10 protein-coding genes are annotated in these 11,274 nt (G+C 68.9%); 4 read left to right on the plus strand and 6 right to left on the minus strand.

The features are described from left to right. Positions 1-22 precede the first annotated feature (22 nt). The 5 genes from G3O06_RS28055 to G3O06_RS28075 form a co-directional block, all read right to left on the minus strand. Complete coding sequence (locus G3O06_RS28055; protein WP_205818172.1) at positions 23-2,245, minus strand: tetratricopeptide repeat protein; 2,223 nt, start codon at positions 2,243-2,245, stop codon at positions 23-25. Positions 2,246-2,433: 188 nt separating this feature from the next. After that, positions 2,434-3,102: a prepilin-type N-terminal cleavage/methylation domain-containing protein gene (locus G3O06_RS28060; protein WP_205818173.1), complete on the minus strand. Its 669-nt coding sequence runs from the start codon at positions 3,100-3,102 to the stop codon at positions 2,434-2,436. Then, complete coding sequence (gspI, locus tag G3O06_RS28065; protein ID WP_043179123.1) at positions 3,086-3,517, minus strand: type II secretion system minor pseudopilin GspI; 432 nt, start codon at positions 3,515-3,517, stop codon at positions 3,086-3,088. Before gspI ends, G3O06_RS28060 begins: the two co-directional genes overlap by 17 nt. Positions 3,518-3,821: 304 nt before the next feature. Continuing rightward, positions 3,822-4,028 carry a hypothetical protein gene (locus G3O06_RS28070; RefSeq protein WP_174911594.1) on the minus strand — a complete coding sequence of 69 codons (207 nt, stop codon included), beginning with the start codon at positions 4,026-4,028 and terminating at the stop codon, positions 3,822-3,824. 341 nt (positions 4,029-4,369) lie between these two features. Then, entirely contained in the window at positions 4,370-4,975 is a 606-nt protein-coding gene (locus tag G3O06_RS28075) for an alpha-ketoglutarate-dependent dioxygenase AlkB (RefSeq protein WP_241020277.1), read from the minus strand. A 246-nt stretch (positions 4,976-5,221) separates the two neighbouring features. Between G3O06_RS28075 and G3O06_RS28080 the strand changes: the two genes are divergently transcribed. Beyond that, a complete protein-coding gene (locus tag G3O06_RS28080) occupies positions 5,222-5,809 on the plus strand; it encodes a malonic semialdehyde reductase (protein ID WP_174997852.1) in 588 nt (195 codons plus the stop codon). A gap of 84 nt (positions 5,810-5,893) precedes the next feature. Here the strand turns inward: G3O06_RS28080 and G3O06_RS28085 are convergent, their stop codons facing one another. Next, positions 5,894-7,042, minus strand: a complete 1,149-nt coding sequence (locus G3O06_RS28085) for a metallophosphoesterase (protein ID WP_205818175.1) — start codon at positions 7,040-7,042, stop codon at positions 5,894-5,896. A gap of 873 nt (positions 7,043-7,915) precedes the next feature. Here G3O06_RS28085 and G3O06_RS28090 point away from each other — a divergent pair. The 3 genes from G3O06_RS28090 to G3O06_RS28100 all read left to right on the plus strand — a co-directional run. Continuing rightward, the gene (locus G3O06_RS28090) at positions 7,916-8,209 is read left to right on the plus strand and encodes a hypothetical protein (protein ID WP_174911606.1); all 294 of its coding nucleotides are present in this window, start codon (positions 7,916-7,918) and stop codon (positions 8,207-8,209) included. After that, the gene (gene mdtN, locus G3O06_RS28095) at positions 8,206-9,255 is read left to right on the plus strand and encodes a multidrug transporter subunit MdtN (RefSeq protein ID WP_174911609.1); all 1,050 of its coding nucleotides are present in this window, start codon (positions 8,206-8,208) and stop codon (positions 9,253-9,255) included. Before G3O06_RS28090 ends, mdtN begins: the two co-directional genes overlap by 4 nt. Further along, positions 9,236-11,274: FUSC family protein (locus G3O06_RS28100; protein ID WP_205818176.1), on the plus strand; the 2,039-nt coding region annotated here is incomplete at its 3' end. The genes mdtN and G3O06_RS28100, both read left to right, overlap by 20 nt.

Below are 11,274 nucleotides of genomic sequence, written 5' to 3' on the forward strand. Positions count from 1 at the left end.
CTGTTCGTATCGCGTGTCGTGTCTAACGTGTCATCGGTTCGAGCGCGGCACGCACCGCGTCGATCGCATCGGTCCAGTTGCCGGGTGCCGGCTGGCGAAACAGCCGCGCGGACGGATACCACGGGCTGTCGTTGCGCGTGCGCATCCAGCGCCAGGCCGGCGGGTCGGGCAGCAGCACCCAGACGCGCGCGCCCAGCGCACCCGCCAGATGCGCGACCGCGGAATCGGCCGCGATCACGAGATCCAGCGCGCCGATCAATGCAGCCCCGTCCGCGAAATCGCCGAGTTCGTCGTCGACACGGCATACCGGCGCATCCGCCAGCCACGCGGCGTCGCGCTCATGCACCGGCTTCTGCAGGCTGATCCAGTCGACGTCGAGATCGAGCAGCGGCGCGAGTCGCGCGAGATCGATCGACCGGCCGGCGTCATCCCGTCGTGCCGGATCGCCCGCCCACGCGAGTCCGACGCGCAGCCTGCGCCGTTCGCCGAGCAGCGTGTCCCACTGGCGCGTGCGCTGCGGGTCCGCATGCAGATACGCGGCTGTGTGCGGAATGGTGTCCGCGTCGGTGCGAAACGCATGCGGCAGGCTCGGCAGCGGCACATGGCAGTCGAAGGCGGGAAGCGGCTCGCCACGCGCGATCACATGGGCCGCGCCGGTGAGCGACGCCATCAGCGCGCGCAACGACGGCGGCACCTCGAGCACCACGCGTGCGCCGCGCGCCGCGACGAGCGGGACATAGCGGCAGAACTGCAGCGTGTCGTCGATGCCCGGTTCCGCATGGATCAGGATCGTCTTGCCGTCGAGCGGTTCGTCGCCGTGCCACACCGGCTGCGTGAACGGCCGCGCATGCTGCGCGAGCTGCGTATCGCGCAGCCGCCATTCGTACCCGCGCCAGCCGTGCGCAAAATCGCCTTCCGTCAGGTGCAGCGCGGCACGCGCGCAGTGTGCGGCGGCGAAGTCGGGTTGCAGCGCGAGCGCGCGATCGTAGGCGGTGAATGCTTCATCCACCTTCCCCGTCTCGGCAAGCAGGTTGCCGCGGGCCAGCCAGTTCGTCGCAACATCGGGGCTCAGCGCAAGCGCACGATCGAGCGACGCGACCGCTTCGTCGTAGCGGTGCAGGTCCCGCAACGCGTCGCCGCGGTTCGTCCACGCTTCGGCGAAATGCGCGTCGAGCGCGAGCGCGGCATCGTAGCTCGCGAGCGCCGCATCGAAGCGCTGCAGGTCGCGCAGCACGGTGCCGCGATTGCACAGCGTGTCGGCCGAACGCGGATCGATCGCAAGCACCCGCTCGTAGCTGTCGAGCGCATCGTCGTGGCGCTCGAGTTGCAGCAGCGCATTGCCGCGGCTTGCGAGTGCGCGGACATGATTCGGCTCCACCGCGAGCACGCGTTCGCAACGCGCGAGCGCCTCGTCCGCACGGCCCAGCCGTTCGAGTACGGCCGCGCTGTCGCAAAGCGCGTCGAGCCGCGCGGGATCGGCCGCGAGCGTGTCGTTGAAGGCGGCAAGCGCTTCGTTCAGACGGTCGAGCTCGGCGAGCGTGCGGCCGCGCTCGGCCATGATCGCGGCGATGCCCGGCCGGATCGCGTTCGCGCGATCGAAGCAATGCAGCGCATCGGCCGCGCGCCGCAACTCGCGCAGCACGAGGCCGCGGTTGAACCAGGATTCGAACGAATGCGGATCGACCATCAGCGCGCGGTCGTAGGTGTCGAGCGCGTCGTCGAGGCGGCCGAGCGCGCGCAGCGCGCCGCCGCGATTGCAGAGCGCGTCCAGCACGAGCGGCGACACCGCGAGCGCACGGTCGAACGACACAAGCGCGTCGTCGTAGCGGCGCAGGCCAAGCAACGTGTTGCCGTGGCGCACGAGCGTCTGCACGTCGTCGGGCGCCGCGCGCAGCGCGTTCGCGAAATGGCCGAGCGCCTCGTCGATGCGGCCGCGCTCGCCGACGATCGCGCCGAGATCCGACAGCGCGCGCACGTCCGGCGCGATCGCGATCGACTGGCGCAGCAGCGCTTCGGCCTGATCGGCCGCGCCGCACTGGAATTGCAGCACGCCGTACAGATGCAGCGCCTGCGGATGATCGGGCTCCTTCGCGAGCACCGCGAGATAGTCCCGTGCCGCGTCGTCGAAGCGACCGGCGCCATGCCACTGCTGTGCGCGGCCCAGAATCGCCGCCGACTGCCATTGCCCGCGCGCGTCGTGTCCCGACGCGAGCGCGTGTGCATCATGCCGGTGCTCGACCGTCACGTTCGCCCCCTTCCCGTTTGCCGATGCCGCCGCTGAGCCGGTCGATGGAACCGGTTGCGTCGGTCATGCTCGTGACGAGACTAACGGACGGCCAATAACAGACGTATGACGAAAGTTACGGACCATTTTGCCCGGGGGACGGAACGGCTTTCGGGGCGTGGCCGCGTGCACCGGACGGCATCGCACACTCACTGGCCGATCGGGATCGTCCGCACGTATTCGACCGCCGGCGCGCCCATCGTGACCGCGAAGCGAACCCCGCGCGGCACCGGCACGCCGATCGACGTCGAGTTGCTGATGCCGTGCTGCGCGAGAAACTGCGCGTAGGACTGTTCGATGTCGGCCTGGCTCGTCGTCCATCCGCCGGGTGGAATCCACACGGAAAGCTGCATCGAGCGCGCATCATTGCTGACCACCACACGCGCGAACGCATCCATGTGATGCAGCGCGTCGTCGACCTCGGCGAGCGACGCGAGCGGCTGCGACGCGCTGCGCACGAGCTCGCGCCCCTTGAGCTGGTAGCGCACGACCTGCATCTGCGTCGGTCCGCTCCCCACTCCGAGATGGCGCACCATCACGAGTTCGCCCGGGCGGATGCGCAGCGGCGGCCCGAACACTTCGTCGGGCGTGACGAGGTTCGTCAGGTCGAACTGCAGTTGGGAGAAGTAGCGGCCGAGCAGACGCGTTTGCGCCAGATTCGACGCGATATCGTCGCGGCCGCGGATCGTCGCATCGAGGCCGCGCCACGACAGCAGCGCGATCACGGCGAGCAGCGTGATCGCGACCAGCATCTCGATCAGCGTGAAGCCGCGGGCGCGGGCACGCACCGCCGCGCGCGGGTCAGCGGCGCGCTTCATTCTGGATCACCGTGACGACTTCGGCGAGCACGTTGCGGCTCGACGCGGACGGATACACGCTCACCGTCACGCGACGCACGAGCGGGCTCGGCAGCGCGGCCACCGACTGGCGGCACACGAACCGGTAGCGGCCCTGCGGACACGCGAACGTGTTCGTGCCGACGGACGGCCAGGTCGATGCGATGCGGATCTCGCCGAGCGCGTTGTCGGCGCTCCATAACGCGAGCAGGCGCATGCGCGCCATGTCGGTATCCGATGCGAGCGCGCCGATCGCGCGCATCACGGCGCCGAGCGCCACGGCGACAATCGCCAGCGCGATCAGCACCTCGATCAGCGTGAATCCCCGTTCCGGCGCCCGCGCCGTGCGCGATCCGCCGCGCGCATGGCGGTTGTAGTCGGTTCTGTCGTCGCACATGACCTGCATTCTTGTCGATGGGTCGTCGTCCGGCGTCCGGCGTTCAAACCGCGACGCGAAGCCGCATCGCCGGCGCGACGGATGCCGTGCAGGGACGTTAAGCGCGGCGTATGGCACACGCGTGTCGAATGGTACGGACCATTTGGCGCGGCGAGCTCAGGCGGACGGGCGCGCAAGCACGCCGCACGCGCTGCCGCGCGAAGCGCGACAGGCGACGGAAAACTGAAAACGATCGGGAACGAACCACCCGGCGGCGGGCGGTGAACAGTGAAGACGATCCTCGGGCGGGATCGCCGCGACGGCGTCAGGCCGTCACGGCGTCGTCATACTCGGCGCGGGCAAGCTGGCCGGCGGCATAAGCCTCGGCTTCGCCGCGAAAGCCTTCCCGGCTGAACGCGACAACTTTCACGCCGACGCCGGTCGCCCGCTTCACCGTCAGCGCCCATTGCCATCCGCCGTCTTGTTCAAAGACGTGCAGCGAGGGTTCGAAGGAAGGGTCGAATACGGTCACGCGTTTTGCTCCTGCCCCCTTGCGCACCGCATCGGCGACGCTTGGGGCATGTCGAAAGGATCGCGCCGGGATGCGACGCGTTTCTGCCATTCGACAGTCTAGTCAAAGATTGTTGCGACGCACCATCAGAGGTTTCACTCATCTATCGGAACCGGGCGGTCGATCGAATTTACCTGAAACCCATATGCCACGGGCCTCAGCGCCATTTCAGGGCGCACGGCTCAGCGCCGATGCGGCAACGTGCCGCACACACGACCGCTTGCCCGCATCGGTTGCCCGTGAATCGCAAAAAACGGGGCGCGAATCGCCCGGCGATCCCGGCACCTCGATGACGCGGGTGGTTACCGGCCCGTGCCGGCCGGCATCACGCGGCGGAACGTCAGGTTCACGCGCTCGCCCTGCACGCCCGGCGCCTTCGGCACGCGATGCTGCCATTCGGCCTGCGTGCGCCCGCGCATCACGAGCAGGCTGCCATGCACGAGGCGATACGCGTGCGTGACACCGGTCGCGCGATGCCGAAGGTCGAACACGCGCATCGCACCGAGGCTCACCGACGCGATCACCGGCGCATCGCCAAGCTCGGGCTCGTTGTCCGCGTGCCAGCCGAGGCTGTCCTGCCCGTTGCGGTAGCGATTGAGCAGCACGCTGTTGAAATGCACGCCGCAGGTCGCCTCGACCGCGCGCTTCAGGTCGAGTACTGCCGGCGTCCACGGCTCCGGTACGTTGCGGATCCCCGAATACACATAGATGGCATCCGGCTCGCCCTGCCATGCGGTGAGCCGCGGCAACGGAATGCGTCCACGGGGCGTGCGGATCGTGTCCTGCCGCCACGCGACCTCGTCGATCAGCGCGGCCAGTGCGCGATCGGCACCGGACGGCGCCAGCCAGTCCGGGTACCAGTCCACGTCGGGCGCGGGCGTGTCAGCGAAGAGATCAGGCGTCGACATGTCGAAAGGAACGGGCGATGAACGGAGCGAACGGTGCATGCCTGCATACTAGCCAACGGCGTCGCACACAGCCATGCGCTGTCATTCGCGGATGAATGGAAACCACCGCGCACCGCGCCCCACGATGCGCGTTCGCGCACACGCTATCATCGCGGCGTGTCGCGGCGCCCCTGCCCGAGTGCGCCGCATTCTCCCGCCCTGCCGGCCGGCTCGCCGCGGCCACTTTCCTTCCGGATCCCACCCCTCATGACGACGCTGTCCGACTCCGCCCTCGATCAACTGTTTCTCACCGCGCGCACGCACAACGCGTGGCAGGACAAACCCGTCGACGACGCGCTGCTGCACCGGCTGATCGACCTGACGAAATTCGGCCCGACGTCGGCCAATGCGAGCCCCGCGCGCTTCGTGTTCGTCAAGTCGCCCGAAGCGAAGGCGCGCCTCAAGCCCGCACTGTCCGCAGGCAATCTCGCGAAGACGATGGCCGCGCCGGTCACCGTGATCGTCGGCATGGACATGGCATTCCACGAACACCTGCCGCGCCTGTTCCCGCACGCCGACGCACGTAGCTGGTTCGCCGGCAACGATGCGCTGATCGAGGCCACCGCATTCCGCAATTCGTCGCTGCAGGGCGCATACCTGATCCTGGCCGCGCGCGCACTCGGCCTCGACGCGGGCCCGATGTCCGGCTTCGACGGCGCGAAGGTCGATGCCGCGTTCTTCGCGGGCACCGCGATCAGGAGCAATTTTCTCGTGAATCTGGGCTACGGCGATCCGGCCGGCCTGTTCCCGCGCAGCCCGCGCTTCGACTTCGACGACATCGCGCGCATCGAGTGACGGCCGCGGGCCAGGGCCGGTGCCCGCTGATGAATGGCTTGCACCGGCCCCACGAATGAACGTGTCCCAACGTGGGAACGTGCGCTAGCCGCCTCGCGTCAGCCGGATCAGCGTGATCTCGGACGGCACGCCGAAGCGGTTCGGCGGCCCCCAGTATCCGGTGCCGCGGCTCGTGTAGAGCCACAGGTCGCCGATGCGGCTCAGCCCGCCGATCACCGGCTGCTGCAGCCGCACGAACGGCGGCCACGGCAGGAACTGGCCGCCGTGCGTATGCCCCGACAACTGCACGGTAAAACCGGCGCGATTCGCCGCTTCCGCGCTGCGCGGCTGGTGCGCGAGCAGGATCTTCGTGCCGACATCGCGCGGCGCACCCACGAGCGCCTGCACGGGGTCGCTGCGATGGTCGGGATCGAACCCGCCCGCCGTGAAATCGGTGACGCCCGCGAGCACCGCGTGCGCACCGTCATGCTCGATCAGCACGTGTTCGTTGAGCAGCACCGTCAGCCCGATGCGCCGGAATTCGTCGATCCACGCATGCGCGCCCGCGTAATACTCGTGGTTGCCCGTCACCAGGAAGCTGCCGTGCCGCGACTGCATGCGGCCGAGCGGCGCCGTGTGCTCGCGCAGGCGCTTGACCGAGCCGTCGACCACGTCGCCCGTCACGACGACGAGGTCGGCATCGAGCGCGTTGACCGCGCGCACGATCCGTTCGACATAGGGCCGCTTGATCGTCGGCCCGACGTGGATATCGGACAGTTGCACGATCGTCAGCCCGTCGAGCCCGGCCGGCAGCCCCGCGACCGGGATCGACACGCGCTTGACCGCCGCGGTGCGGCGCGCGCCGACGAATCCGATCACGGTGACGAACACCGCGCCGGCCAGCACGCCAATCGCCGTATCGGTCGCCGCGCCGGGCCACGCGCCGTCGTGACCGAGATGCCGCCATCCGACCGCGCCGAGCAGCACGAACTCGCGGAGGAACGTCAGCAGAAGCAGCGACGAGAAGAAGCCCATCACGAGCGAGCCGGCCCAGCCGGCCAGCGTCGCGGCCCAACCTTCGTCGAAGCGGCGCGAGAACATGCCGACCGGGATCAGCACGACGAAGCTCGCCAGCACGAGCGCCGCGATCGTGCGCGCGGCCGGCGACGCAAACGCATCGGGAATGATCCGTATCCCGACGTACAGATGGAACAGCATGCCGATTGCAATGAACCGGACAAAGAAACTTCGCATGGAACGCTCACCTTCGTTGCAATACCGCTTTACCGCTTCCGCGCCGCGTGTCGCACGAGGCCGTGAGGTTTCGTGCCGCGCGTCGCGCCATACGTACGATGGTACACAGATCGCGGCTGTGACGACCGGTCGCCGGCCGGGCCTCGACGCCGCTCGTCGCGACGGTCGACCGCGGCTGCATCGGCCTGCCCGAAGCGAGCGCCGTTGACGCTCTCCTGAAGCCCCTCGCGACCGACATGCAGCACACGCTGCGTTTGCACCTCTAGATGAGTCACGTGGAGACGGCCTGCCGGATGATCGATGCAAAGGTCCGCGTCTTGCCTGAACGCACCGCGCACCGCCATGCAAAACAAATGGCGCTACGCGTCGTCGCCCTCGCAGACATGCAAACGAGCAAACGTCTCTGACCGAACGCCCGCCGCAGATCTGCGGCGCCGATCGCGACGCGCTGCCGCGCTTCGCACGCAATCCGGTTTGCCTATTCGTCAATATCGGCCCCCCGACCTGCCGAACCGACCCAATTCCCGTACGCTCGCGCGGCAATCAACCGTTTCCGCACCGATTCCACCCTGTCGACACGGCAAATCAGCCGCCCTTCGTTCGTCTGACGATCCTTTACGGTCCGTTAGCAACCCTACGCGAGGTTGCGCTGGCAGAATCGCGACGGTCCGGCCACCATTGCAGAAACGCGATGCCGGACGGGTGGACGCGCCCCCCTACCGGCAACACCCCCCCGAGGTGCACGGGGCGGGTGGCTGGCGGTCCGCATCGCGCTGATTTATTATCGGCTCCGTATCCCGGAATCGTCGTCGCGGCGACGATCCGCATTGCGCCGCGCCCGGCATCCACCCCCAACGTCGAGCTCGTCACACCATGAGAAAAACAACGCCGCGCGCGCCCCTGCGCGTCGCCGCCGTCCTGGCGCCAGCCCTGCCGCTCGCGGGCTGCGCATCGCGCGGCGCACCGTCGTACGTCCTGTTCGGCGCGTATTTCCCGCTTTGGCTCGTCAGCGCGATCGTCGGCGTCATCGGCGCGATCATCGCGCACCGCGTATTCGTCGCGACCGGCTGGGCCGCCACGGTGCCCTACCAGCTTGCCGTCTGCACCGCGATCGGGCTCGTGGTCGCCGTGATCGTCTGGCTTACCGGCACGGGGCCGTTCGCATGAAGGCCGCCGGCACTGCCCGTCCCTCCGTCAAAGGCCGCGTGATCGCCCTGGCGATCGTCGCGCTCGGCATCGCGGCACTCGTGTACGCGTACTACCGCACGACGGCCTACCCGTCCACCGACGACGCGTCGATCGACGCGGACGTCGTGCACGTCGCGTCGCCGGTAGGCGGCCGCATCGTGCAGCTCGCGGTACATGAAAACCAGCGCGTCGCGAAGGGCGACCTGCTGTACGTCATCGATCCGGTGCCGTACCGGCTGACGGTTGCGCAGGCGCAGGCCGACCTCGAACTCGCGCGCGCATCGCTCGACACGCGCCGCCGTTCGCTGATCGGCGAGCGCTCGAACGCAGCCGTGGCCGCCGAGCAGGTCAAGCGCGCGACGCAGAACCACGACCTTGCGACGCGCGACGTGAACCGGCTCGCACCACTCGCCGCGCAGGGCTACGTCAGCGCGCAACAGTTCGACCAGGCGAAGGTCCGCCAGCGCGACGCGGCCGTGTCGCTCACGCAGGCACAGGAACAGCAGCGCGCGTCCGCGCAGACGATCGGCGACGAGGCCGACGCGATCGCGACGCTGCATGCGCGCGAGGCCGCGCTGGCCCGCGCGCAGCATGCGCTCGAAGACACCGTCGTACGCGCGCCGCACGACGGCCTCGTGACGGGCCTGAGCGTACTCGCCGGCGAAACCCTTGCGCCGAACCAGTCGATCTTCACGCTGATCGACGCAAGCGAATGGTTCGCCGTCGGCAACTTCCGCGAGACGTCGTTGAGCCGCATCGAGGTCGGCGACTGTGCGACCGTCTATTCGATGATCGACCGCAGCCGCCCGCTGACGGGCAAGGTCGTCGGCGTCGGCGCAGGCATTGCCGACAGCGCCCGCATCAACCTGCCGCGCACGCTGCCGATCGTGCAGAACTCGGTGAACTGGGTGCACGTCGCGCAGCGCTTCCCGGTGCGCGTGAAGCTCGACGAACCCGACGGCAAGCTCGTGCGCGTCGGCGCCAGCGCGATCGTCGAGGTCCGGCATGGCACTGCCTGCCGCTGAGGTTCGCTCGCCGGGACCGCGCGAAGTCCTGCGACTGCTCGCGCCGTTTCCGGGGCGCATGTCGATTGCCGTGCGGGTCGCGCTAATTTGCGCGCTGACCGCGCTCGTGACGGCCGCGTACGGCACGCCGGAAGCCGCACTGTCCGCGTACGTCGTGTTCTTCATGATCCGTGCCGACCGCGTGACGAGCGTGGTGCTCGCGGCCGCGCTGCTGGTGATCGTCACGATCGTGATCGGGCTCGTGCTCGGCGTCGCGATCTTCAGCATCGACTATTCGATCCTGCGGGTCTCGTGCATGGCGGTGCTGTCGGTCGGTCTCCTGTACCTGACGTCGGCCAGCAAGCTGCGCCCGGTCGGTGCGATCCTCGCGATGATCGTCGGCTTCGGGCTCGACCAGCTCGGTCTCGCGCCGTTCGGCGAAGCCGCGACACGCGCGCTGCTGTACATCTGGCTGACGATCGCGATTCCGGTCGGTGTCGCGATCGTCGTCAACCTGCTGATCGCGCCGTCGCCGCGCAAGCTCGCGCACGCACAACTCGCGAAGCGCCTGCGGCTTGCCGCGCAGCGATTGCGCGGTGACGACGCGGCACGCGACGCGTTCAATGCCAGCCTGCACGAAGGCGACAAGCAGCTGCTCACGTGGCTCAAGCTGTCGAAACTCGAAGGCTCGTCGTCCGCCGCCGACTTCGCGGCATTGCGGCAGGCCGTGGCATCGAGCACCGCGCTGCTGGTCGGCGTCGCGCTGGCCGATCGCGAACCGGGCGCGCGGCTGCCGGATGCGTACGCCACACCGATCGCCGCGACGCTCGACGAGATGGCCGATATCCTCGAACGAGGTGGCTACCCGATCGACGTGACGCTCGCGATGCCGCCGACCGACACGCTGCCGCCGCTCGCGCGCGTCGTTGCGACGGATGTCCATGCGGCGATCACGCATTTCGCGGAACCGGCCGCAGCGGTCGATGTCGGTTCGACGGCTTCGACGGCTTCGACGGCTTCGACGGCTTCGACGGCTTCGACGGCTTCGACGGCTTCGACGGCTTCGACGGCTTCGACGGCTTCGTCGGCTTCGTCGGCTTCGTCGGCTTCGTCGGCTTCGTCGGCTTCGTCGGCTTCGTCGGCTTCGTCGGCTTCGGCAACCACCCCCGAATCCGCCCCGCCCCCCGCGCCGCGCGGCGGCTTCTTCCTCCCCGACGCGCGCACCAATCCCGACCACATCCGCTACGCGCTGAAGACCACCGCCGCGGCAATCTTCTGCTACCTGCTGTATTCGCAGCTCGACTGGTCGGGCATCCATACGTGCGTCGTCACCTGCTACATCGTGTCGCTCGGCTCGACGGCCGAGACGGTCGAGAAACTCACGCTGCGGATCCTCGGCTGCATCGTCGGTGCGCTGCTCGGCACCGCGGCGCTCGTATTCGTCGTGCCGTCACTGTCGTCGGTCGGCCACCTGATGGCGCTGGTGTTTGCCGGCGGGTGGCTCGCCGCGTGGGTCGCATTCGGCTCGCCGCGCATCGCATATGCCGGCTTCCAGATCGCGTTCGCGTTTTTCCTGTGCGTGATCCAGGGCGCCGGCCCCGGCTTCGACCTGACGATCGCACGCGACCGCACGATCGGCATCCTGCTCGGCAACGTCGTCGTGTATCTCGTGTTCACGCGCATCTGGCCCGTCAGCATCGGCAAGCAGATCGACGTCGGGCTCGCGGCGCTGCTCGACCAGTGGCGGCGCCTCGTGCAGATCACCCAGCCGGCCGAGCGGCGCACGCTCGCGGCCGAAGCGTTTGCCCGCCACGGTACGATCGCGCAGGAGCTCGGGCTGGTCCACTACGAACCGTCGTGGGTGCGGCCGGCTGCCACGTGGCTCGCCACGCGACGGCGCGCGCTAGCGGAACTCGGCGCGCTCGAAGGCCCGCTGTTCCTGCTCGCCGAACGCAAGCCCGGCGACACGGCGATCGGCGCGCAGCTCGCCCGCGTGACCGAACCGCGCGACGATGAAGCCGCGCCCGATACCGATTCGCC

Origin of the sequence: Burkholderia sp. Ac-20345, from assembly GCF_017104825.1 — a bacterium.
GTDB classification, from domain to species: domain Bacteria; phylum Pseudomonadota; class Gammaproteobacteria; order Burkholderiales; family Burkholderiaceae; genus Burkholderia; species Burkholderia lata_B.